Origin of the sequence: Zooshikella ganghwensis DSM 15267 (assembly GCF_000428585.1) — a bacterium.
Classification (GTDB): Bacteria; Pseudomonadota; Gammaproteobacteria; order Pseudomonadales; family Zooshikellaceae; genus Zooshikella; species Zooshikella ganghwensis.
Genome location: NZ_AUAF01000017.1, coordinates 18898 through 42943 on the forward strand (window position 1 = coordinate 18898; position 24046 = coordinate 42943).

The window sequence follows — 24046 nt, forward strand, 5'->3', positions numbered from 1 at the left end:
ATGAACTATTTTTATAATACTGATGACAGGATTTTCGTTATATGGCTCTTACCCACTCACAAAGACATCGTCGAGAAGGACACCCAGTCACAGTTGAGAATGCTGACACTGGAGAGTATTTAGGCAGAATTCTAGACTTAAACATTGACCACTTTATGGTTTTGACTGATCACCAATTACAGCCCAAACAAACGATAAATCTGATTCTTCACATTCCTGAACCCACACTTTCACATGATACAGTCAGCTTAAAGGCAGAGTGCATGTGGTGCCAAAATTCAAATTTTGCCAGTAAATTTGGCGCCGGTTTTCACATTGAGCAGATTGATGATCAAAACTCAAAAACACTGGATAGTTATATCAACGGCTACTAGCTAAAGTGTATGAGCTCTAATCCCATAGATTTAATATGGTTTTAACAATACTGATTCAGCTTTAATCTTGGAAATTTACCTCATAACGCATCACCTAATCATCATAAACAGGTATTATTAAGGTTTCTTTTACTTCTTCCATGACAATGTAGCTTTTAGACTCCCTCACACCAGGTAACTTCAATAAAATATCACCCAGCAGTTTACGATACGATGCCATTTCTGAAATTCTGGCTTTAATTAAGTAATCGTAATCACCTGAAACTAAATGACACTCTAAAACATGGGGCAACTTGACTACAGCCCGTCGAAATTCATCAAATATATCAGCCGATTTTGAGTAAAGACTAATCTCGACAAAGACCAGTAGCCCTGCTTGTAACAGCTGGGGATTTACTTTAGCAGCATACCCTTGAATAAAGCCTTCTCGTTCTAAACGCTTCACTCTTTCCATACAAGGTGTTGTACTTAAGCCAACCTGTTCAGCCAGGTCAACATAAGAAATGCGTCCATCTTGTTGCAATATTTTAAGTATTTTTCTATCAATGCGATCGATCTGTTTTGTTGTTTCTTTCTTGTTACGCATTCTGTTTTAACTTTCACTCACCAGGAAGGAGACAGTCGCCTCCAAAGTTAATATGCTCTGCTCATCACGCGATGACTCACTTCCCGTCTCTAAAAAGAGGGTGTCGCAAAAGCTGGAAAGCTACCATCACTGGACCCTATTATACTCATAACAAAAGGTTTGAACTGATGTTTGTTGAAGCCTTATGGCAGGCCATTACAACAGCTACACATTTATAGTGACTAATACCCCCATAGGGTTTCCTATCAACACAAAACCGATTAATGTATTGCCTTTAACCTGTAAAACAGTGAAGTAGCATGACTCGCCCAATCCGCGCCACTATAGACCTTAATGCTTTGAAAGCTAATTACCTTTATGCAAAACAGATGTCGGGCTATAACGCTCAGGCACTTGCTGTGGTTAAGGCTGATGCTTATGGGCATGGTGCGATTGCAACAGCAAAAGCCCTGGAAGAAGAAGCTGATGGTTTTGCTGTGGCCAGCATCGAAGAAGCACTCCAATTACGACAGGCGAACATAAAAGCGCCCATTATCCTGCTAGAAGGCTTTTTTTCTGCTGAAGAGCTTGATGCTATTAATCACCATGACTTGCAGCCATTAATCCACTCTAATAAGCAAATTGAAATACTGCGCAAACACCCCCCAAAAACGCCATTTACAGTATGGCTAAAACTCGATACAGGTATGCACCGTTTAGGGTTTTCACCTGATCAATTCATAGCACGTTATTCAGAACTCACACAGCTGCCTTATATTGAACATGTCATTTGTACATCACATTTTGCGTGTGCAGATGAGCCTGATCACCCCCTGAATAAAAAACAGCTTGACTGTTTTTCTCAAGCGCTAAAAACATTAGGTAGTCCACCCGCCAGCTTAGCTAACTCACCCGCCATACTGGCTATGCCTGAAAGTCACTACCAATGGTTAAGACCAGGTATTATGTTGTATGGCTCATCACCTTTTGCACATAACCACAACCAGGCCGCCGCCCTCAAGCCAGTTATGACACTCACTGCGGAGTTGATTGCGATTAAGCATTTAGCTGCAGGCGAAACTATTGGCTATGGAGCAACATATAACGTTAGCAAACCTTTACTGATGGGAGTTGTGAGTATTGGCTATGGCGATGGTTATCCTCGTTATATTAGTGAAGGTACACCTGTGGTCATTAATGGCATACGCTGCCCCATTGTCGGGCGTGTCTCCATGGATATGATCACGGTTGATCTCAGTAACTATCCTCAAGCGCGCATTGGAGACTCAGTTGAGTTATGGGGAAGTCAATTATCGGTGAATGAAGTCGCCACATATGCAAACACTATCAGTTATGAGCTACTCACAAAGATTACTCAACGAGTACCCCGCCACTATATTTGGTAGCCAAAAATAGTGTAAGCAAAACACAAGCGACCAATACATTAATGTTCATGTAGAGCTATAGTGAAGCGTATCGTTTGCAGCTTCTGACTCATAACTCAGCAAGGGTGCAGCATGAGATGGAAACTGCTGTAGAGAACAAAAATCATAAAATATTCCCCTAATAAGGGTACACATACACATCAGCAAATAGATTCTTATGAGTATACAAACCGTTAATCCTTTCTCTAACGAAGTCATCGCTACATACCCATTGCTGCAACCTAATGAGTTGGAAACAAAGCTGCAATTGGCAGAACAGACCTTTCGCTTATGGTCAAAACGAAGCATCTGCCAACGTGCCACACCAATGCGTGCGCTATGTGAACAACTCAAACACCGTAAAAAAACGCTGGCTACCATGATTACAGAGGAAATGGGCAAGTTACACCATGAAGCACTGGCCGAAGTGGAGAAGTGTGCCTGGGTATGCGAGCACTATGCTGATCATGCAGAAAGTTACCTTGCCCCCCAAGTCATTAGTACAGAAGCCAAGCGTAGTTATATTTGCTATCAACCGTTAGGTCCCCTATTGGCCATCATGCCCTGGAACTATCCTTTTTGGCAGGTATTTCGTGCCCTAGCACCTAATTTGATGGCAGGTAATACACTATTGTTAAAGCACGCCTCCAATGTCCCTCAGTGCTCTCAGGCCATTGAGCACCTTGTGCAGGAAGCCGGTTTTCCTGATGGCTGTTTACAATCACTACTCATAGACGCAAAAGCAGCCAATGAATTAATTACAGATCAACGCATACGAGGCGTCACATTAACTGGCAGTGAGTTTGCTGGGAGAAGTGTTGGCTCACTCGCAGGCCAGTACTTAAAGCAATCTGTGCTTGAGCTAGGAGGGTCAGATCCATTTATAGTTTGTGATGATGCTAATTTACAGCAAACTGTTGATGCCGCAGTGACCTCTCGCTGTATGAATGCTGGTCAAACCTGTATTGCTGCCAAGCGTTTTTTTGTAACACCGGCCATAGCAGATGACTTCATCCAAGGTCTCATCAATCGTATGCAAATGCTGATGATTGGTGACCCAAATGATGATCAGACAACCTTAGCCCCCTTGGCTAGAACTGATCTAAGGAATGATCTGCACAACCAGGTGCTCTGCGCCCTCGATCAAGGTGCAAAAAATATCATTGGTTGTCACATTCCTGACCGCGATGGAAACTTTTATTTGCCTTCAATACTGGATAACGTCAGCCCTGATATGGGTGCATTTCAGGAGGAACTTTTTGGGCCTGTAGCCAGTATTATTCGGGTAAGAAATACTGATGAAGCCATTCGGCTTGCGAATCAAAGTCACTATGGATTAGGGGCAAGTATTTGGAGCAAAGACATTAATAAAGCGGAAGAGATAGCTTTACAGATAGAAGCAGGCTCATGTTTTATTAATAGCTTTGTAAAAAGCCACTGTGCACTGCCCTTTGGCGGTATCAAAAACTCAGGTTATGGACGAGAGCTAGGTGTACCAGGCATACAAGCGTTTACCAATATCAAAACCGTTTGGGTTCAATAATATCACTAAAAATCTGGCTCATTAGCAAAGTGTTAGCTGTTTAAAATCAGCATATTAAACGCTAACACCTCAAACTAAATAACACGACATAAGTGAAAGTCCTTGATTACTGCTAATCTCATAAAAAAGCGTTTTATGGAGATTAGCGCTTATGTTTAAAAGCGTCATTTCAGAGCTGTTTGCCAAGTCCCCATTTGGCCCTATGCAACAGCATATGGACATTGTATTGTCCTGCGTTAATTTACTCACGCCATTTTTCCAGAGCGTAATGGCAAGAGACTGGGAAAAAGCCGAAAGCTTCGAGCAGCAAATGATTAACCTGGAGCACGAAGCGGACCTCTTAAAGCGAGAAATTTTATCGCGTTTGCCCTCAGGTATTTTAACCCCCGTTCCTCGAGAGATTTTATGCAATCTTATTTATCAACAAGATGCTGCCGCGAACACAGCGGACGATATTGTTGGCCGTATAACGGCCAGGCAAGTGAATATCCCCAGTACATTACAACCCTCAATAACAAGCCTGCTGAATTTGTGTATTGAAGCCGTCAAACTAACCCACCAAAGTGTGTCAGAATTAGATGAACTATTAGAGCTTGGATTTCGAGGCAAGGAATCGATACTTGTCCAAAAAATCATTGATTCATTAGAGACACATGAAGATAAAATTCGCTCACAAGTTAGAAGCTCACGTCGTATGACTCACAACTTAGAACATGAGCTTTCAGCGTTAGATGCTATTACTTTATATCAAATGATTGACCGACTAGACGAGTTAGCCCGCACTGCCAGAAATATCGCCATGTGTTTGGAGGTCATGTTAGTTAAGTTATAGACTTAAAAAAGATATTATCCCTGGAATGAAAACCATGTGGTTTTTATTTCAGTATATTTATCAAACGCATGTAAAGATTTATCTCGGCCAATTCCAGACTGTTTATACCCACCAAAAGGTGCTGTCATATCGCCACCAAAATAATGATTAATCCAAACTGAACCAGCCTTTAATTGTTTAGCAACAAGATGCGCTTTATTTAAATCACTAGTCCATATGCCTGCTGCTAGACCATACTGGCTATCGTTAGCCTGGTTGACCGCCTCATTACTGTCTGTAAATGTTATTGCCGCTAACACCGGTCCAAATATTTCATCTTGCGCTACACGCATTGTGTTTTCAACATTACCAAACAGCGCTGGCTGTATAAAAAAACCACCCAACTCTTGTCGTACTCTTTGACCACCTTGTAAAAGTTCAGCGCCTTCTTTTTCGCCTAATTCAATATATTGTTGAATTTTTTTCAGCTGCTGGGCATCAACAATAGCGCCAAGTGTTACTTCAGGATCAAGTGGATTACCTGGTTGCCATTTATTCATTGCCTTTCTAACAAGCGACAAAAACTCTTTAGTTATAGATTTTTCCACAAATAGCCTTGAACCTGCGGTGCATACTTCTCCTTGATTAAAGCAAATAGCACTCGCTGCAGCCTCAGCGGCGTAGGCTAAATCTGGCGAATCAGCAAATACAATATTGGGGCTTTTACCTCCAGCTTCTAACCATACTCTTTTCATATTTGACTGCCCAGCATACATTAATAGCTGTTTGGCTACCGTGGTGGACCCTGTGAATGCTAGAGCATCAACATGAGGATGAAGAGCCAGTGCCTTGCCCACTGTATGTCCATAACCAGGCAATACATGAAATACGCCTGGTGGGAAATCAGCTTCGGCAACTAACTCTGCCAGTTTGATGGCTGTAAGAGGTGACTTTTCAGAAGGTTTTAAAATAACACTATTGCCTGCCGCTAAAGCAGGGGCTATTTTCCAGCAGGCCATAAGCAATGGAAAATTCCAGGGAACAATTGCGGTGACTACACCTATAGGTTCACGGGTAATAAGACCTAACTGATTTTCTGCAGTTGGTGCAATTTCACCATATATTTTATCAATAGCTTCTGCATACCAACGGATAGAGTTTGCAGCAGAAGGAATATCCAGCAGTCGGCTATCTTTTATCGGCTTACCCATATCAAGCGTTTCAAGCAACGCTAATGAATCAGCATGTTTATCAATTAAGTCAGCGAGTTTTAATAAGCTCTTTTTACGTTGCTGTGGTGATTGACGGCTCCAGTATCCTTGTTGAAATACTTTAGATGCACTGGTTACCGCATTATGTACATCAGCCACATCACATAATGCTACTTCAGACAATAGCTGGTTATTCGCAGGGTTTATACAGGAAAAGGTTTGCTTACTTTGGGAGCAAACAAATTCACCACCAATATAAGCTTGATTAGGAATACTCAGTTGCTCAACAGCCTGCTCCCACATTGCTTTTGTACCCAATTCCATCGGTCTTCTCCTTATAAAAATATCTCCTGCAACCATAGCATCACAATAAAGGAGATATTCTTACTATATGGAAGAAAAAAGCGCTGTTGGCAAAGACTCAACATCACTGCTTAGGGCCTAGATTAGCGCTTTTACCGTTATAACAGTGATATTCATATAGTGTTAACAGGCCCTAGGAGACAGTTACCGCATTTATCGCCATAGGCTCAGAAAAAACAGTAAATGCTTCATCAATAGGTAAAATACTTAAAGCACTAAATCCAAGTTGAAATAAATAAGGCTTTAATTGAGTCACTGATGTGGTATTAGCAGTAAACATTGCCTGATAAATACCCGCGTGTTCTGGCTTAAGCTTTTTTTGCTGTTCCAGTAGTGTTCTGACACGACGCGCGATGGCTGAGCCTGAATCAACCCAATGAATAGATGGAGAAATTTGTTGTAATTCACTCAATAATAGTGGGAAGTGAGTGCAACCCAATACAATTGTATCAGGACGAACAGGTGCTTGTTCGAATGGTAACAATTCCTGTTTGAGACGACTCAAATCAACTGTTTGGCTCCGCAACTTGGCTTCTGCTAAATCAACCAATACACGGGAGCCAACTTTAATAACATCGCAGTGTTTAGCAAAACGAATAATTAAGTCATCAGTGTAGACTCTGGTCACGGTACCAGGTGTTGCCAGCAGCCCAATCACACCATTGTTAGTCACCTGAGCAGCCGTTTTAATGGCAGGTACAACCCCTACGACAGGTATTGAGAAATGAGCACGAAGCACAGGTAATACCACTGTACTTGCGGTATTACAGGCAACAACAACCATATCTGGCTGATGATATTGAACAAGGGTATCCAAACATGCTTTTACGCGGGTTTTCAAATAGCGCTCGCTTTTATCCCCATAAGGATAAGCAGCATTATCTGAAGCATAAACAACAGAGACTTCAGGCATTAATCGTACAAGCTCACTGAAAATACTGAGTCCACCAACACCTGAATCAAAAATTACAACTTTAGCCACAGATACAACTGACCCTAACAAAGATGAACTAGATGCCTGAAGTCACATACTTGAGTGATTAGCCACTCATGTGCCTCCTGCTATTTTTTAAGCAAGCATTTTAGCGTGAGTGATTGCTGATACCAATGGGTTGATTCTCTTATACTGACTAAATTTGACTCATTTCCGCCCAACAACCATGAAACCCTATAGGTATATGAGCAGGTATATCAATGGTTGCCAATGGGGGTGCAGTTATATGCTTAGCATCCAGGATGAGCAACCGGCTTTGATCTTGATGACAGCTTGTTAATATGGTCAATACATAGCCATCATCTTCGCTACTTGCTTTAGCCTTAGGTGCAAATACAGGCTCATTCCCTACATAAGGCTTTGGCCACGTCACTGCCTCTGTGTGCTTGCCTAAGTAATCATACTTAATCAGGCCTGAAAACAAGGGGAGGTCAACTTCATCCAATAGTACATGATAAGAGTAGCGACTTGGTTGCCCCATATAACGTTGGTTTATGACAGGGAATTCACTATTACGACTATCCAAGGGCTGTTCTTCTGCAGTACCGCTCTTTAAGTCAAAGCAGTAGTAGTAATACTGCGCTGTTTTTAAAGTTTTACCAAGAAAGTTAACCATGTTAAGCAGTGGATCATGAGCTTTATCTTTGAGTGGTGGCACAGGATCTGTCACCCGACACACCAACATTTCAATTTTATGCTCTCGCTCCCACGCATTAATAACGTGATAAATATAACAAGGCTCAGCTTCAAACCACTGAATATGTTGTTCATTACCTAAACGAGGGAGAATGCCAAACCGGGCAGGTAATGTATGATCAAAGTAACTGCGTAATCCTTTGGGGGAATGGACATAGTACAGTGGCAAATCCATAACAATGGAGTAGTTTGTCGTAATAGCCATATCATGAGGAAGGCGTAAGCCTGGTAGCTCAATAGGCGTCCAATGCCTGACTTTATGTTCTTCATTAATGACCCCATAAGACAAATAGGGTTGTTTCATGCTGACACTGAATACTCTCAACTCATTGTGCACAGGGTCAACCTTAGCGTGAGCTGAAATAGGTGATTGGAGTGTGTCTGAAAAGCTATCTATACCCAGCGTTTCAAGTGTTATTGGATCCAAGGCATAAGGCATTCCACTTCTATACCAAAGTCCATAGGCCCGCTTATTAAAGACGATGATATCCGTATTCGCAGTATCTTTGGTCTCTGCGGGGTTAACGAGCGAGAATACACCCGGTAAAGTGCTTTTACCTTGCCCCTCTTCCTGAATAAGCCCCTGAGTTTTTATCCAACGATTTCGATACGTTAGCTTCCCATTCTGAAAATAAAAGCCATGTACCATACCATCACCATCAAACCAGTGATAAGTACCCGCTGGGTTGTATTTTGGATTAGGTCCATTACGCAAATAAACTCCTGCTAAGTCATCAGGAATTTGGCCAAATATTTTAAAATCGGTGATGACACGCTCTGTAACAGTAGGAGCATATGGTCCCTGTAAAAAAGGATTATCATCATGACCAGCGAAAGTAAAACGATCCATGTTTTATTTCCCCATTCATTGCAATAACGTGGGTGACTAACTACCCATTACCCCGTCGTTAAATAAAGCTTATTGATACCTCAGGTTTAATTCTCACTGAACAACTTTACGAAATCGGTACAGCAGGTTAGGCTCACTGACAACATACAGATTATTCTCATCATCCAGTGTCACCCCCTCGGCTTGAGGTATATGGCGTGCCAGTCCACCATAACCATGGCGTAGCTCTAGCATGCTCACTGTCTCACCTGATGCATTCACTTCAGTCACACGCTTGGACTCATCGCTGAGCAACAGTAAGTTGCGTGTTTTATGATCAAAGTGCAAACCTGATAAGTCAGCCATAAACAAAGAAGACCAACGCAAGCTGTCTGGCATTTCAACACGTAAGCTGAAGTTACCTGTTTCTTCATGCTTGAGACGGAAGATTTCGTATATTTTTAATGGCGACCGCTCCTTAACTACAATAATCCTGTTGGCTGTCTGGTCTGCAGCAATCCCCTCAAAACCTTTATTGGTCTTAGGTCCAAATACGAGTTGGATTTGTGGCTGACTGTCACGCTTAATCTTGTCTGTATCTTTAGTGATTTCCACCAATGTAATACGCTGCTCACGCTCTTCCGCAATCGCAAACTGATCACCACCAATATAGGCTATCGCCTCTGTATCATGAAATCCTTCCAGGGCTATCTTCCTGACAACGCCTCCATGCTTATCCAGTTCAAGCACTGTTGGTGGCTGATTAACAATGACAAATAAGCTGTCTTGTTTGGGTGAGTATGTAATACCCGAAACATTATTATCCACACCACTCAGTGGCAGTGCTTCTATATCCACGCTATAACTGGGCAGCCATATACTTTGCTGTTTCTGCTGCTCTGAAGTCGTCAGAGATAACATTATTGATTGCAACCTTGACCCCCAACCAAATACATATTCTCCAGTCCAACATAAAAACAATGCTAATAGCACAACAATACTTCGCTTTAACAACCTCATCATGTCTTATTCCAGCTGACAACTGCCCCTGCAAAACGTGCTTACACACTGAAAGCTTTACTCTCTGGTTGCAGAGTACTATTTCATGGCAGGCACAACTTTTGTTTTACTTCAAAAGAAAACTTTGTAGCAATTCACTATGCTTGCTTAGAGATTGGGCTAATCAGATAATTCCACACTTGAGCACTCTACAGTCTCAATAGTGTTAACTAGCTCTAGCTGATTCATTGGCGGTTTTTCTTTAAATGCAAAGGAGCCTAGATGCTTACTCAGTTAACTGAGGCTGTAACTGATACACTTTTGACAGACTGGATAATCAATGCATAGTCCAACCCCAGAATTACCACGAGCCTTTTTGGACAAGCTCTCCTTGTTGTTAGATGAAGTTCAACTTGAGCAAGTATTGAATAGCTTTAGTAGAGAAAAACCCACTACTTTTCGTATCAACACCTTAAAAGGAAGCATTCAGGATACCACTGCTGAACTCTGTGCAGCACAGTTCAGCCTCACCCCCGTGCCTTGGCTACCTACCGCATTTCATATACCACCAGAACAGCGAAGAGCACTGACAGAAACAGATGCGTTTTACCAAGGACGTATTTATATCCAAAATTTATCCAGTATGGTTGCGCCTTTCTTATTAGCCCCTCAACCTGGAGAGACTGTGCTTGACCTGGCAGCAGCTCCTGGCGGAAAGACACTTCAAATAGCAGCAATGATGGAAAACCAAGGACGATTATCTGCTGTAGAAGCTGTCAAAAATCGCTTTTTTAAGCTCAAAGCAAACCTTGATCAACAAGGCGCTACTATGGTGAAAACCTACTTGACTGATGGGCGCTCTGTTGGCAACAAGTGTCCTGAAATGTTTGATCGTGTGTTACTGGATGCCCCATGCTCCTCTGAGGCCAGATTTTCACTACTTGATCCTTCAAGCTGGGAACATTGGTCTACGCGAAAAGTGTCCGAGGTCGCTCGCAAGCAAAAGCGCTTGCTGCAGTCAGCTTTTACTAGTTTAAAAGTAGGAGGTGTTATGATTTATTGCACATGTTCATTTTCACCTGAAGAAAATGAGCATGTAGTGAATCATCTCCTCAAAAAGTACGGCTCATGTGTCAGTATTGAGTCAATTGACCTACCATTTTCAAATACTATGGCAGGTATCACCCATTGGCAAAAAAAGACATATGATGATGCATTAACACAATGCCGAAGAATACTACCTAACGAAATAATGGATGGCTTTTTCATTTGTAAGCTAAGGAAACAAGCTGCTTGTTAATTTATATTCTTCGCTGTTGGTATATGTTCTGTATTAAAAGTACTGTCAATGGTTAATGAGTCAAACGGTGACAGTTTGACTCACTGAAGGTTGCTGAAGAGAGATAGATAAGTGCCACTTATAGCTTCCGTTTTGGATATACGTCTATTCAAATAAAAATGAATCGCGAAGAATAAAACTATCGGATGCTGTTACTTTCTAATAAAAATTATCTAGTGGTCCATTAGTGAACGTTGTATTGAAGTGGTGGAAGTCAGCGATGAAATCTTTCAAGGTAAAATAGCTTCAGTAAATTTAGGCAAACTTAATAGTCAATAATTTACCCAAAATCATTAATAACAATATCTGCAACAAGTAAAAATAAATATCATGAATATTAGTGGGCGAAAAAATGCAGGGGATCTACATCACCTGCATTATTAGCTATTAGAGTTTAGCTAAAATTCGTTTTGCTTTTGCTGTTAAATGAATTAACTTATAGCGTTTATCATCAGGATATTGCTTAACCCGAATTAACTTATCACCCGGGTTACCTGCACGACCCTCCTCTAAACGCCTTATGGTGGTGGCAACATTTTTTTCATTGACACCCATATAGTGCGAAAGCTCTGACACGGAGCAACCTTCATTTTCTCCGATAGCCATGAGTGTCGCCAGCGTACGCACGGTTAGCCGTGGGTACTGATTGGACAGATTAATCAACTTTTTAGTGTTCATAGTGGTCTATCAGCTAATTGGTCAATGTTGTATTACTAGGTAATGCTTCGTTGGAGAAATGTACGCGGTTTAGACGTACAACAGTCCATGCCAGTAGCAATAACATAATTATTATAGTCTAATGACAAGGTCTAGTATGTATATTTTTGCAATGTATTAAATGTACTTCAGATTAAAATCATGAAATCAGTTGTTATTCTAAACACCTAAACTGTGGCTTTCATCCTTTCCACCAGAGTTTAAGGCCCTATTGAAATAGATAATACCAGGCTATATAGCAAAACCTGATCTTTTCTAACTTTATCTATCACTTAAACAGCCTGTTAAACCAACCATTTAGAAAGCCACCTTGCCCTCAGTTCGTGTAACATGTTTAGTTTTACAGTGATAATTGATCATACCTTTTATCTTTTATATCAATAAGTTACTTATATATCAAATTATTTATTAGAAATCAGTTTATGTATAGCTTTATAAAAGAGTAATTAGTAAATATTGGAAGCTATATTGCGTTGATATAAAAAATGCCACACCAAAGCAGCCTATTAATTCTCTATCCCTCTAAATTCATTTGTTAACATTTTCTTTATCAACTATTCATATTTAGCTATTTATTTAAACAATATGTAAATATACAAATTATGAATAATACACCCATATTGGGCGTTATAAGTCTTTTATTACAAGACTCAAGGTTTTATATCCTTTGCACACAATCAATAGCGCTTACCTTAACGAGTCAGTGCAGCTGTGCTAATGTATTCCTGACACATTAGTAGGGTTTGTTGAACTCTAAAGGGCATCGAGACCAACGATCTTGACCACCAAGAAGGGTATATTCCAGTCACTAATTAATATAGTCGCCTAGCGGCGCTGTTCTATCAATTAAAGTCGCTACCATATTTGGGTATATCTACAGCAAGAGAACAATGATTGACAGATCAAAGTTTGAATGAGTGCGAGAGTAAATGGTAGTCATACCTAAACAAAGGTTTTGTAGGTGAGCTAGTCTGAGCTGGTAAAACGAGAATTAGCAACAACTATTTTTAGTAAAAATATCCACTGAGAATATAGACAACAGTTGATTTCTTTCAGACATACCAATACGAATGATTTTAACGATGGTAATATATCTCGCTCTATACTAGTCATAACTAGGGTATAATGACAGAACACTTGCAGTTGATGTGAGGATTACAGTAGGTGATGCAACAACAATACGACATTATCATTATTGGCGCTGGCATGGTCGGTACAACACTGGCACTCGCCTTAAGCAGCAAAGGATTCCGCATCGCACTGGTCGAAAAACAACCCTACCCCGAATTTGACCCTCTATCTACACCAGATCTGCGGGTATCGGCCCTTAGTCAAGCAAGTATTCGCATCCTAAAGCATGTTGGTGCATGGCCTCATATTCTTGCGATGAGAGCATGTCCTTACAATGAAATGGCTGTTTGGGAGCAATTGGCTGGTCATAAACTGAGTATCAGTGGTAGCCGCTTGAATAAAACGTTATTCTCAGCAAAACAAGCCAAGTTATCAGAGCTTGGATACATTATTGAAAACAATATTATTCAACGTGCACTTCACTTAGTAGTACAAAAACAAACTACACTTGACTTATTTTGCCCCGCTCATATTGAGCAATTTATATTAGAAAAGCAGAATCCAATAGTGCAGCTCAGCGATCAAACTCAGCTAACCGCCAATCTGCTTGTAGGTGCTGACGGTGCTTCTTCCGCTGTTCGTCAAGCTGCTAATATAGGTATTGTTCAAAGTGATTATGAGCAACATGCATTTGTAATCACAGTAGCCCTGAAAGATGGTCCCCAACAACATATTACCTGGCAAGCATTCACACCCACAGGACCTTTAGCATTTCTACCATTACCCAGAGTGAATGGTAAAAATTATGCGTCACTTGTTTGGTATAACCACCCTGAAACCGTTGAGCAACTTAAACAGCTAAATTCAAACCAGTTGCTACGAACAATACAACAGTCTTTTCCCGAAGAACTGCCTGCACTTGAACAAATAGTCGCGACTGGCAGCTTTCCGTTAACAAAAAGACATGCTCGAACCTATTCTTCACATAATACTGTTCTTATCGGGGATGCAGCCCACACCATTAACCCTTTAGCCGGACAAGGGGCAAACTTAGGGTTTATGGACGCTGCGGTGTTAGCGGATAGTATTATAAATGAACAATTTAACTTTACGACAACAAGTATATCAAGGCTACTATCAATATACGAAAAGCGCCGACGTCCAGATAACACACGAATGATGCATATAATGGATATGTTCTATTATCTATTTAGCAATAATAAAACACCTCTTAAATTAATACGAAATACAGGACTGACCCTTGCCAACCTAGCAAGGCCGTTCCACAAACCGGTTATCAAATATGCATCTGGCTTATCCCACCAGCTGCCTGCAAGCTTCCAATAAGAGCACTGACCACCTAAGCTTGCTGATCTATAGCCAATGCGGATAGTTTCTGGGTGAGACAAACTCATCAACATTAATTCTCTAACCATTGCTTAGCAGATCTGAATTATCGTTATTGTTTATTTAAGCACTATCAGAAGACTGTAAAAAAACCGGTTTGTAATTGCCTTACCCTTGAAAAAATATTTTGTTAAAAAACAATTCACAATGTAACCAACTATTACTTTTGTATTAAAATCTGTTTAGTTTGCATAAATGACTTGCATCAAGGTTCAACCAGTTACAAAATATATAATTATACTGATGGCTATTTATCCTAACAAAAAAAGAAGTCATAAATATGAAGTTAATCTACAATACACCACCATAATACAACTGCTTAATTAACTATCTTTCCCTTAACTTAGTGTGCTAGCTAGAGTGCTGTGGTAATGTTTTTCTATACACTCAAACCCGTTTAATATTAATCTGGCTAATTATTTTTTGATTAATATACTTTGCTATAAGTATATGGCCACCTCTAAAAAATAGTGTTTTTTGTATAAACAAAAAAGCGCCACACCAAAGATCACAGTGTATAGTTAACACATAAAGGGAGGTGTTATTAAAAAATATTTATCACAAAAAATAATAAAATTATCGCATAATGTAAAAAATATATTTCAAACAACTCAATACTAAGCAGTCCCGAAAAACGATACAAAGTATAATAATAACTATACCTATAAAATTATTGTTATAAAAACAAAGATGGCAATTTGAGAGGAATAAATGATGAAAAGCCTTAAAAAAAAGGCGTTAACACTTGTTATTGCAAGTATTACGACTAGTCTTGCCTGGAGTAACAGCGGTGTTGCACCAGGAGCCCCAGGTATTGATCATCACTGGAGTTCTGCCAGTAAAACAGGAATAGGAACAGCCAATAGTAAGCAATCCAAAGTCTGGTTTAGTTTGGTGGATGGTATTGTTTCTGAAGTGTACTGGCCACAAATCGATATGGCTCAAATTACAGACTTACAATTTATGGTAAGTGATGGTAAGACTTTTTTTGATGAAGAAAAGAAACATACGGAGCATGAAATACGCTCCTTGAACAAAAAAACGCTTGCTTTTGAACAAGTCAATATTGATCGAGAAAGAAAGTACGAAATTAGTAAAAAAATAGTTACAGACCCTACAACAAATAGCTTATTATTAAAAGTAACCTTTAAAGCCTATGAGGATAACTTGGGCTTATTTATTTTACTCAACCCCGCAGTGAGTAATACTGGTTTATATGATTATGCTGAAGCCACAAAAGATACTTTATTTGCCTGGGATGATCGAGCAAAATATGATAATGGCACCAATCATGTTGCTCAATACCAGGCACTAACAGCAAGTATTCCCTTCAAACGTACATCCGCAGGTTTTGTTGGCAAAAGTGATGGCTGGCAGGATTTAAACGACAATTATCGTATGGATTGGAATTACCGGTATGCAAACAATGGCAATGTAGCCCTAACAGGGCAACTTGATTTACCATCAAAAGCAGGTGAATATACCTTTACTGTTGCGATCGGGTTTGCCGAAGATAAAGCTAAAGCCCAACAAACAGCCAATAATAGCCTTAAAAAATCGTTTGATACTGCACTTTCTCTCTATAATCAACAATGGAATAACTATTGTAATGGTTTAGAGGACTTAAGCTCAGAGTCCTTTGATAATGGCGCGCTCTATTATGCTTCAGCCATGGTACTTAAAGCTCATGAGGATAAAACCTACAATGGTGCAATGATCGCGTCTTTAAGCGTGCCTTGGGGTCAAAGTCAGTTTGATAAAGATTCCGGAGATCAACGAGGTATCCTGCCCGGCTCTAGTGCTGACGGATATAAAGATGGTCCTATTGGCTATCATGTCGTTTGGCCCAGAGATTTATATCAGGTTGCCACCGCTTTTCTTGCAGCTGGAGATCAACATACGGCAAAAGAAGCACTTAGTTACTTAAAAGAAGTTCAATTCAAAGCCGAAGATGGTAACTGGCAACTATGTGGCAACTCCGTCAGTAAAAAAGGCTCGTTCCCACAAAATTTCTGGCTTTCTGGGCAAGCTCACTGGCAAGGTATGCAGCTCGATGAAACTGCAATGCCCATTGTCTTAGCTTGGCGTTTATGGAAAGAAGGAGTGATAAGTCCAGCAAGTTATTACAGCTCATTTGTAAAACCTGCAGCCGACTTTGTCGCCAAAGTGGGTCCATGGACAGATCAAGAAAGATGGGAAGAAGCAAGTGGCATATCGCCTTCAACCATCTCTGCAGCAATTGCGGGTTTAATCGCAGCCGCTGATTTTGCTGACCATCAAGGTGATAAAGAAGCAGCACGTTCCTATCGTTTAAAAGCAGACTTATGGGCTGATGGCATTGCAGACTGGTCATTTACTCACCAAGGTGAATTAGGTGATGGTCAGTACTATCAACGCACTGAAGGTGCTGAGTATTGTCAATCAAGTTATAACCCTGATGATGATAGTATCTTATATATCGCTAATGGTGGTGGTCAGCACTTAGAGCGTAATGTAATGGATGGCGGCTTTATTGAACTTGTGCGCTTTGGCGTCAAAAGTCCTTTCGATACGTCGATAACCAAGACACTTGAAAACTACGAGCAAGCAATCAAGGTTGAGACACCAAATGGCCCTGTTTTTTACCGATACAATCATGATGGTTATGGAGAAAAGCTAGGTGGTAGTGATTATACCGGACAAGGAAAGGGGCGTTTATGGCCACTACTAACAGGTGAACGCGCACACCTGGAAATAGCGAAAAAACAGAATGTTGATCGTTATATTCACGCTATGGAAAAATTTGCAAATGAAGGCAATATGCTTCCAGAACAAGTCTGGGATAAAACAGAAGGGCCATACCAGTTTGGTGAAGGCACAGGTGGTGCTACACCTCTGGCTTGGTCACATGCTGAGTATATAAAACTGTTAAAATCAAAACGTGAGCAACGCATTATTGATACACCAGATATTGTTGCAGAACGTTATCAAGGCTGTATGACAACAGTTAATGTACATTATGACGCTGGTTGGGGAAACTCTATAGCTATTAGAGGTGAAGCAGAGTTGCTAAACTGGAAAGAAGGCGCACCAGCTCGCTGGACAGAGGGCAATGTATGGCGCTTAACACTGCCACAGCAAACATCATCATTTAAAATGAAAGCATTAATTAACGATAAGACTTGGCAGAAGCAAGAAAACTTTACGGTTAAACCCTGTAAAGACAACCATTTTTGGCCACGTTTTTAATATACTCTTCGCGAATGATTTTTTAGGCTTTGTTACCATCGATTTTGACACCTAAAAATGATTCATGATGGGTATAGCATAGTGCTCATTTTTATCGACACAACCCAACTAAAGTTGGGTTGTTTACTTTAAGATTAAGCTTTTTTAGCTATTTTTATGACTTTTGTACCTGCAATAAAATCATGGAGACAACGCTTTTCTTTATTAAAAATAAAAAGTGGATTGATCAACGCAGCAATCATGCCAACGTAAGGTATCATTAAGACAATCCATAGCGGTAAATAGCGTAGTGCTAACACATTACCTAAGCCTAGAATAGTGTTATTTCTATATGATACGATTGAAATCCCAAGAATTTTTTTCCCTATTGTTTGACCACTTTTTGCTAGAAAGTACCCATGCAAAATAATAAAAAGCACGAGGCTGAATAGCATCGCCATTGACTGACTCGTAAAGCTAGGTTGTTGCCCACTCAATGCTCCATCAAAATAACCGGCAGCATACAACACAGGCATACTGATTATATTTAGAATAAACGCATCAATGAGCGAAGCTCCCAATCGACTCCAACGACTTGCAAGTTCACCATCTTCTGGCATAGGCGTTGCTGCTGCCAAATCTGAAGAGGGTGTTTGATATACATTATGACTATCTGACATACTACTATTCACCTTAAACGCTCATAAATAATAAAATTGATTTTAGCCCCACATTTTATGTATTTTACAATACCGTGAACACGAACTGTATCTATTGCTCTTACGTATATATAGTTACTATAATAGTAGGCGAAGCATACAGCGGGTGTAGTTTAATGGTAGAACATCAGCTTCCCAAGCTGAATACGTCGGTTCGATTCCCATCATCCGCTCCAAATATACCCTTCACGAATGATCTCTAGGTTTTGTTATCTTCACTCCTCACCCCAATCACCTATTAATATAGGCTCATGGGGCTTCGTCACTCGATGGCCGCACCTAAAAACCATTCGTATTGAGTATAAAAGCCGTTATTCATTTCTTTGTTTTCCACTGCCCTGTCATCTTTTTGTTACATAGCCGATTCAAGATTATATTATGACAATCAGACACTGTGTAACTTGACCCATTACACAGAGGTTATTCATAGCATAATATAATTGTCTTTATACACACAGAATCAAGGGTATAAGTATTCTTAGTACACCAAAACGATAACTAGGATGGTTAATCAATATGGCAAATAATGCAGAGTTAGGACTGGAAATACTAAAAGGATATCTTAATCAGCCAGAAGGAACAGGCAAGTGGTTAACTATTGATCAAGAAAGAATCAATCAGTTTGCTGATGCAACATTAGACCACCAGTTTATTCATACTGATCCAGAAAAAGCGGCTAAGCTTTCCCCCTTTAAAACAACTATCGCTCATGGTTACTTGACACTGTCATTAATACCACACTTGACGGAATCAATTACAGCACCTTACCAAGAAGCATTCAAAAATTTAAAAATGATGGTTAATTATGGGTTGGACAAGCTTCGATTTATGAATCCAGTGCCCGTAAACGCTAAAATTCGAGCTCAAAGATCCTTACTGGAAGCTGAGCTAAAAGATGAACGTACACTACAAATAAAACAGTTAGTAACCGTTGAAATTGAAGGCCAATCCAAACCTGCCTGTGTTGCTGAAGTTTTAGTGCGCTTAATCTACTAAGAAAAAAGTATCAAAGGTCACATTTCACATTATGAAAATGGAGTGTGGCCTCAACAGTTTACTCAATAACTTCATTACTCACATCAAAAGAAACCGTTTCCAACGGAAGAGGACTGGTTAATCGCCGTTTATTGTCCGTTATAAAGTCTCTGACAATAGGCGCAATCTCTTTAGTTTTTGTCAACAAGAATAAGTGCCCGCACCGTATTACGCGAAGTTCAGCATTAGGAATTCGTTTTGCCATAAGTTTGGCATTTGCTATTGGAATAATAGGATCATCATCTCCGGCTAAAATCAACGTAGGTTGTTGAATATTATGAAGCCAGTGAAAACTAGTCCAACCCGCTCCCGCTAATAGCTGATAATAATAACCTAGCCCACTAGGCGAACGGATTTTTAATGAGTGCTTCTTAATTAAATTATCATTTCGTCGAAATGCACCACCATAAATAGAAGCTGCAATACGCTGCATATAACTTGGTTGCACATATCGCCTTGGACTTGCCAACTTTAATAGCACTGAGAGTTTCGCAGGCACTGCAACTGAGCCCATAGAGGTTGCAGCCAAAATAAGACGCCGGCATCGGTATGGGTGATCATAGGCAAACTGTTGTGCAAGCGCACCGCCCCAGGAAACGCCTAAAACATTAACTTGTCCATAATTCAGTTCATCTAACATTTTACCAATAAGCCGAGATAGCCCAGAAAAACGATAGGGTAAAGTTGGTGTAGATGATCCACCCGTACCAGGAGCGTCGAATGCAATAATCTCAACACCTTGCAATTCATCAGCAAAGGGCTTTATAAGCTCAAGATTAGCTCCAATACCATTGAAAACTAATAATGGCAATATAGGTTCATTACCAGGCCTAATAGCTGCACGTATTACCTGGCCGTTAATATTCAGTGTTTTAAAGCGAACCCGCATGGGTTCGCGAATATTGGTTGAAAATGTTGTTTCCAATGGATCACCTAATCATGTACATATAAACCAGGTGCTGGTTCTAGAGGAGGATGTTGTTCATTACCCAAACTCACTGGTGCTTCTTTTTCTTCACCAGAATGAGCAATGATCCATTTTTGCCAGTGTTCCCACCAGCTACCATTATTGCGTGTTGCACCCTGATACCACTCACTTGGATCTTCTACATGTGCTTTATTTGTAAAAAAGTGTGCCTTTGGATTCCCTGGAGGATTAAGAATACTTTGGATATGTCCACTGTTACTCAAAATAAACTCACACTGACCTCCCAATAACAGTGTAGACCGATAACAAGCATCCCACAGCGTAATATGGTCAGTTAATCCGGCAACCGCAAATACATCTTGTTTCAAGGCTTTAGCATCAACTGGCTGGCCAGCAATTTTTAAGGTGTTAGGATGCATCAAGCTATTTTCTTTATAAATATCAATAAATTCTGCATGGAGTTTTGCAGGAAGTCTAGTTGTGTCATTATTCCAATATAAAATATCAAATGCTGGGGGTTCTTTCCCTAGTAAATAATTATTAACCCAGTAATTCCAAATTAAATCAGTCGGTCTCATCCAAGCAAACGCACGAGCCATATCTCGGCCTTCCAACACACCTTTTGCAGCAGAAGTTTGCTTAGCTGTTTCTAGGGTTTTTTCAGTAACAAAGAGCGCTATATCAGAATTAACCTGTGTATCAATTATACTCACCAACTGGGTAATTGAATTTATTATTGGCTTATCCAGACTTTGTAAATAGCTGGACAGCAGTACTGAAGTTAATCCCCCTGAACATGCACCTAAAATGTTAATATTATCAACTTCTGCAATATCGTGAATAACATGAACTGCCTCACTTAATCCAAGTATATATTGGTCTAGTCCCCAGTTCCTATGCTCTGGAGTTGGATTTCGCCAGCTAACAATAAATACCTGTAGACCAATGGAGGTACAGAACCGAATAAAGCTTTTTTCTGGACTTAAATCAAAAGCATAAAACTTATTGATTTGTGGTGGTATTATAAACAGAGGAATTTTAAACACTTTTTCTGTTGTCGGCTTATACTGAATAAGCTCTAAAATATCACACCTAAAAACCACATTTCCTTCTGAAGTCGCTATATTTTTTCCGACTGAAAATGCCGACTTATCAACCTGTGCTGGCATCCCCCCATTATGACGAATGTCATCAAGTAAGTGTAACAAGCCTTTTTCCAGGCTCATCCCTCCCGTTTCAAAAAAGCGCTTAATGACAGCTGGATTTACTAATGTATTTGAAGGGGCAACAGCTTCAGCAAATAAAGAAATAATAAATTTAGCTCGACGACTATCATCATTATCAAACTCTGCATCGTCAACCCAGTCGTTAAGGTGTTTATGCCATGCAAAATAGGCCTGCATATAACGACGGTAAATTGGGTTTTCAAACCAGGTAGGGTCACTAAAACGACGATCATTTCGTTTTGGTAAAAACTCTGAGGTACCCAATATAACTTGAGACATATCTTTACCAAATTCAAATAACTGCTTAAATCCAGCCGTTGGATGAGAAACAGCTTGTTTGACAATCGTCCCTGCTGTAGAAAATAAATCTTTACTATGTAACCTTACAATGGGAGTTCCCATTGCAGCACTATCAGGATTTGACCGCCCATTCGTCTTGCGGGGCTGATGCTCGGCCCCTAACTCTCTCTGCAATGCTTTTTTCAACCGTTCAGCTGCTCTTCGATCTGTTTTCTCTAACCGCTGAATAGTCTCTCTTAATACTTCTATACGTTGGCTAATGTCATTTATCGCAGCTTCATTTTTCATGAATATATATTTCCCTGTGCTGTGTTTACCAACCATGGCTTTATTACATTTTTGTTAAAGCCAATCATCTCAAAAGTATCAAATTTTGATGACAGAATAATGGTTTTATAAACTTTAACTATATAAATCAAGTGATTTATATAGCGTACATCGAACTAACACAACACATTCACTACTTATAGAAGACTTATAATAATGACTGCAAAAGAGCAATTAAGAGTGAATTTAATGTTCCTTTCTGACTATTGTAATTGGCAAATTTAGTATGTTCATTCTAATTTTCATTGCTATAGTCGAGCTATTGATGAATGATAAACCGAAGAAGTTTTATTATACCCCCGACACATATCGCAAAGGGTTACCCTACCCAAGCAACGAGGACGCTACCATGTCAGACACAAAAAAAGCTGATAAATCAACTGATAAAGAAAAATCTTTACTTACAGGCATTCGTGATTCTGCCCATAAAATCTGGCTAGCAGGGCTTGGCGCTTATGCTCAGTATGAAAAGCTTGGCCAGGAAGGTATTCGTTTATTTGAAAACCTGGTAAAAGATGGTGAAGAAGTACAAGCTCGAACCCAGCATAAAGTAGACGAAGTAAAGGAAAAAATAAAATCTAAAACAACTGACCGCTTGGAAAGTAGAATAAAACAGTTGCGGGATAAACTTTCAAGTGGGTCTCGTGATGAACTCAAAGAGCTAAGTCACCAGATCGAAGAATTAAGTCAAGCTGTTAAAGCCCTAAGTTCTGACCGCACTGTGGGTAGCAAAAGCTCAGCTACATCCAGCAGCACCGGATCTACATCCAAGAGCTCAACCACATCAACAGCTAAAAAACCTGCTGCTGTATAGTGTAAAAACATCATATAATAAACCCTTCGTGCAGTATAGTATTTCACGAAGGGTAAAAGGTTGCCTTTAGATCGGAAAGTTTACTGTTGACTTATAAATTTGACTTCTTTTTTCTAAAATTTCTTGTTGATCATCAGTCATATAAGGCTTAACTAAACAAATAACTTGATAAATTCCCTGGTTGATATAACGAGTGTCGTATCCTTTCTTAGTACGCATAACCTCGTAATTCAGCCAAAAAGTTGCAACTACTGTTGCATTATCAGCTAATACCCCAATCTCCTCATCCGTTGCTACTAAATATGATGCATCTCTCAAGTACTCACAAATCTCTGTAAATGTTTTTCTTTTCTTACTTAAGACACGCGTAAACCGTGGTTTTATTTTTTGATTTTTAGCTAGTAGATCTAATAAGTCTCTATATAGAAATCGATAATTATGTATAGTTTCAAAAATTAAATGCAAATATAACCAGTAATCATCAATGGCTAATGAGTGTCTACTTGGAGAGTCTAAGAGCTCTAGAATTTCACTCTCATATCTAAGATAAAGCTCAGTGATAATTTCTTCTTTTCCCTGAAAATGATAATAAAGATTACCAGGGCTAATATCCATTTCATTGGATATATCGATTGTTGTTATATTGGGTTCACCATGATGGTTAAATAACGCTAAGCTAGTGACTAAAATCCGCTCCCTGGTTTTCATGTATACGGCCTTGTTAAGTTAAGAAATCAGAGCAAATAGATTTCAATTCATGAAGGGTATAACTTACCGTTAGTATTTCCTTATACAATATCCTAGATAACGGTAAGCATATATAATGTAGAAGCGCTAAATGAGCTATGATTTTATCAATTTATCCAGACGTTGATTTATCTGCTGCTCAATTGTTCCTTTAAATGCTTTCATAATAGCATTGAGCTTTACATCAATCTCTACACGTTCTTCAGTCACCTTAATTGAACCCTGAACACCTGTTTGCTTAAAGGTTAAGTGATAATCGCTATCCCATTGGCAGGTTAATCCCATAGACGACTGCATTTCATCGGCAATTTGCTGAACAGCTTGTTTCGCTTTCTCAATAGTTGTGCCATGAGTGCGTTTTATTTCAATATTAGCCATCGACCCATTAGATCCTCAAATA

At 39.8% G+C, this 24046-nt stretch carries 20 protein-coding genes and 1 tRNA gene; 10 read left to right on the top strand and 11 right to left on the bottom strand.

Annotation, left to right across the window (positions count from 1 at the left end; translation table 11 throughout):
- Positions 1-41 precede the first annotated feature (41 nt).
- Complete coding sequence (locus F607_RS0106035; protein WP_027707370.1) at positions 42-374, top strand: PilZ domain-containing protein; 333 nt, start codon at positions 42-44, stop codon at positions 372-374.
- A gap of 94 nt (positions 375-468) precedes the next feature.
- Here the strand turns inward: F607_RS0106035 and lrp are convergent, their stop codons facing one another.
- Positions 469-960, bottom strand: a complete 492-nt coding sequence (gene lrp, locus F607_RS0106040; RefSeq protein WP_027707371.1) for a leucine-responsive transcriptional regulator Lrp — start codon at positions 958-960, stop codon at positions 469-471.
- A gap of 299 nt (positions 961-1259) precedes the next feature.
- Between lrp and alr the strand changes: the two genes are divergently transcribed.
- From alr to F607_RS0106055, 3 genes are all read left to right on the top strand, one after another.
- Positions 1260-2345: an alanine racemase gene (alr, locus tag F607_RS0106045; protein WP_027707372.1), complete on the top strand. Its 1086-nt coding sequence runs from the start codon at positions 1260-1262 to the stop codon at positions 2343-2345.
- Positions 2346-2541: 196 nt separating this feature from the next.
- Positions 2542-3906, top strand: a complete 1365-nt coding sequence (locus tag F607_RS0106050) for an NAD-dependent succinate-semialdehyde dehydrogenase (RefSeq protein WP_027707373.1) — start codon at positions 2542-2544, stop codon at positions 3904-3906.
- Between the two features lie 151 nt (positions 3907-4057).
- Entirely contained in the window at positions 4058-4738 is a 681-nt protein-coding gene (locus F607_RS0106055) for a TIGR00153 family protein (protein WP_027707374.1), read from the top strand.
- A 14-nt stretch (positions 4739-4752) separates the two neighbouring features.
- Here the strand turns inward: F607_RS0106055 and F607_RS0106060 are convergent, their stop codons facing one another.
- The 4 genes from F607_RS0106060 to F607_RS28350 form a co-directional block, all read right to left on the bottom strand.
- On the bottom strand, positions 4753-6252 hold the full coding sequence (locus tag F607_RS0106060) for an aldehyde dehydrogenase (protein ID WP_027707375.1): 1500 nt from the start codon (positions 6250-6252) through the stop codon (positions 4753-4755).
- Positions 6253-6424: 172 nt separating this feature from the next.
- A complete protein-coding gene (murI, locus tag F607_RS28345; RefSeq protein WP_157365387.1) occupies positions 6425-7273 on the bottom strand; it encodes a glutamate racemase in 849 nt (282 codons plus the stop codon).
- Positions 7274-7421: 148 nt separating this feature from the next.
- Positions 7422-8831 (bottom strand): carotenoid oxygenase family protein, encoded by a 1410-nt coding sequence (locus F607_RS0106070; RefSeq protein WP_027707376.1) that lies wholly within the window; start codon positions 8829-8831, stop codon positions 7422-7424.
- Between the two features lie 93 nt (positions 8832-8924).
- Positions 8925-9833: an SdiA-regulated domain-containing protein gene (locus F607_RS28350; protein ID WP_038290317.1), complete on the bottom strand. Its 909-nt coding sequence runs from the start codon at positions 9831-9833 to the stop codon at positions 8925-8927.
- A gap of 316 nt (positions 9834-10149) precedes the next feature.
- On the opposite strand from F607_RS28350, the gene F607_RS0106080 reads away from it, so the two are divergent.
- Positions 10150-11109, top strand: coding sequence for an RsmB/NOP family class I SAM-dependent RNA methyltransferase (locus tag F607_RS0106080; protein WP_027707377.1), 960 nt, complete (start codon positions 10150-10152; stop codon positions 11107-11109).
- A gap of 426 nt (positions 11110-11535) precedes the next feature.
- On the opposite strand, the gene F607_RS0106085 is transcribed toward F607_RS0106080, so the two are convergent.
- A complete protein-coding gene (locus tag F607_RS0106085) occupies positions 11536-11826 on the bottom strand; it encodes a MarR family transcriptional regulator (protein ID WP_027707378.1) in 291 nt (96 codons plus the stop codon).
- Positions 11827-13032: 1206 nt separating this feature from the next.
- On the opposite strand from F607_RS0106085, the gene F607_RS28355 reads away from it, so the two are divergent.
- Positions 13033-14283, top strand: coding sequence for an FAD-dependent oxidoreductase (locus tag F607_RS28355; protein WP_038290319.1), 1251 nt, complete (start codon positions 13033-13035; stop codon positions 14281-14283).
- Between the two features lie 771 nt (positions 14284-15054).
- Complete coding sequence (locus F607_RS28360; protein ID WP_084611126.1) at positions 15055-17571, top strand: glycoside hydrolase family 15 protein; 2517 nt, start codon at positions 15055-15057, stop codon at positions 17569-17571.
- A gap of 134 nt (positions 17572-17705) precedes the next feature.
- Here the strand turns inward: F607_RS28360 and F607_RS0106100 are convergent, their stop codons facing one another.
- Positions 17706-18230 (bottom strand): RDD family protein, encoded by a 525-nt coding sequence (locus tag F607_RS0106100; RefSeq protein ID WP_027707379.1) that lies wholly within the window; start codon positions 18228-18230, stop codon positions 17706-17708.
- 141 nt (positions 18231-18371) lie between these two features.
- Here F607_RS0106100 and F607_RS0106105 point away from each other — a divergent pair.
- Both F607_RS0106105 and F607_RS0106110 read left to right on the top strand, forming a co-directional pair.
- A tRNA-Gly gene (locus F607_RS0106105) sits at positions 18372-18445 on the top strand.
- 340 nt (positions 18446-18785) lie between these two features.
- The gene (locus F607_RS0106110; protein WP_038290324.1) at positions 18786-19265 is read left to right on the top strand and encodes a MaoC family dehydratase; all 480 of its coding nucleotides are present in this window, start codon (positions 18786-18788) and stop codon (positions 19263-19265) included.
- 58 nt (positions 19266-19323) lie between these two features.
- On the opposite strand, the gene phaZ is transcribed toward F607_RS0106110, so the two are convergent.
- Together phaZ and F607_RS0106120 are read right to left on the bottom strand one after the other, a co-directional pair.
- On the bottom strand, positions 19324-20229 hold the full coding sequence (gene phaZ, locus F607_RS28365; RefSeq protein WP_211233601.1) for a poly(3-hydroxyalkanoate) depolymerase: 906 nt from the start codon (positions 20227-20229) through the stop codon (positions 19324-19326).
- An 8-nt stretch (positions 20230-20237) separates the two neighbouring features.
- Positions 20238-22046 (bottom strand): alpha/beta fold hydrolase, encoded by a 1809-nt coding sequence (locus tag F607_RS0106120; RefSeq protein WP_211233602.1) that lies wholly within the window; start codon positions 22044-22046, stop codon positions 20238-20240.
- A 388-nt stretch (positions 22047-22434) separates the two neighbouring features.
- On the opposite strand from F607_RS0106120, the gene F607_RS32570 reads away from it, so the two are divergent.
- Positions 22435-22899 (top strand): phasin family protein, encoded by a 465-nt coding sequence (locus tag F607_RS32570; protein WP_051310981.1) that lies wholly within the window; start codon positions 22435-22437, stop codon positions 22897-22899.
- A 66-nt stretch (positions 22900-22965) separates the two neighbouring features.
- On the opposite strand, the gene F607_RS0106130 is transcribed toward F607_RS32570, so the two are convergent.
- Complete coding sequence (locus F607_RS0106130; protein WP_027707382.1) at positions 22966-23607, bottom strand: TetR/AcrR family transcriptional regulator; 642 nt, start codon at positions 23605-23607, stop codon at positions 22966-22968.
- A gap of 135 nt (positions 23608-23742) precedes the next feature.
- Complete coding sequence (locus F607_RS0106135) at positions 23743-24024, bottom strand: polyhydroxyalkanoic acid system family protein (protein WP_027707383.1); 282 nt, start codon at positions 24022-24024, stop codon at positions 23743-23745.
- Positions 24025-24046 lie beyond the last annotated feature (22 nt).

Coding starts and splice junctions, on each gene's coding strand:
- F607_RS0106035 (WP_027707370.1), top strand. CDS start 42: ATGGCTCTTACCCACTCACAAAGACATCGTCGAGAAGGACACCCAGTC.
- lrp (WP_027707371.1), bottom strand. CDS start 960: ATGCGTAACAAGAAAGAAACAACAAAACAGATCGATCGCATTGATAGA.
- alr (WP_027707372.1), top strand. CDS start 1,260: ATGACTCGCCCAATCCGCGCCACTATAGACCTTAATGCTTTGAAAGCT.
- F607_RS0106050 (WP_027707373.1), top strand. CDS start 2,542: ATGAGTATACAAACCGTTAATCCTTTCTCTAACGAAGTCATCGCTACA.
- F607_RS0106055 (WP_027707374.1), top strand. CDS start 4,058: ATGTTTAAAAGCGTCATTTCAGAGCTGTTTGCCAAGTCCCCATTTGGC.
- F607_RS0106060 (WP_027707375.1), bottom strand. CDS start 6,252: ATGGAATTGGGTACAAAAGCAATGTGGGAGCAGGCTGTTGAGCAACTG.
- F607_RS0106070 (WP_027707376.1), bottom strand. CDS start 8,831: ATGGATCGTTTTACTTTCGCTGGTCATGATGATAATCCTTTTTTACAG.
- F607_RS28350 (WP_038290317.1), bottom strand. CDS start 9,833: ATGATGAGGTTGTTAAAGCGAAGTATTGTTGTGCTATTAGCATTGTTT.
- F607_RS0106080 (WP_027707377.1), top strand. CDS start 10,150: ATGCATAGTCCAACCCCAGAATTACCACGAGCCTTTTTGGACAAGCTC.
- F607_RS0106085 (WP_027707378.1), bottom strand. CDS start 11,826: ATGAACACTAAAAAGTTGATTAATCTGTCCAATCAGTACCCACGGCTA.
- F607_RS28355 (WP_038290319.1), top strand. CDS start 13,033: ATGCAACAACAATACGACATTATCATTATTGGCGCTGGCATGGTCGGT.
- F607_RS28360 (WP_084611126.1), top strand. CDS start 15,055: ATGATGAAAAGCCTTAAAAAAAAGGCGTTAACACTTGTTATTGCAAGT.
- F607_RS0106100 (WP_027707379.1), bottom strand. CDS start 18,230: ATGTCAGATAGTCATAATGTATATCAAACACCCTCTTCAGATTTGGCA.
- F607_RS0106110 (WP_038290324.1), top strand. CDS start 18,786: ATGGCAAATAATGCAGAGTTAGGACTGGAAATACTAAAAGGATATCTT.
- F607_RS0106120 (WP_211233602.1), bottom strand. CDS start 22,046: ATGAAAAATGAAGCTGCGATAAATGACATTAGCCAACGTATAGAAGTA.
- F607_RS32570 (WP_051310981.1), top strand. CDS start 22,435: ATGTCAGACACAAAAAAAGCTGATAAATCAACTGATAAAGAAAAATCT.
- F607_RS0106130 (WP_027707382.1), bottom strand. CDS start 23,607: ATGAAAACCAGGGAGCGGATTTTAGTCACTAGCTTAGCGTTATTTAAC.
- F607_RS0106135 (WP_027707383.1), bottom strand. CDS start 24,024: ATGGCTAATATTGAAATAAAACGCACTCATGGCACAACTATTGAGAAA.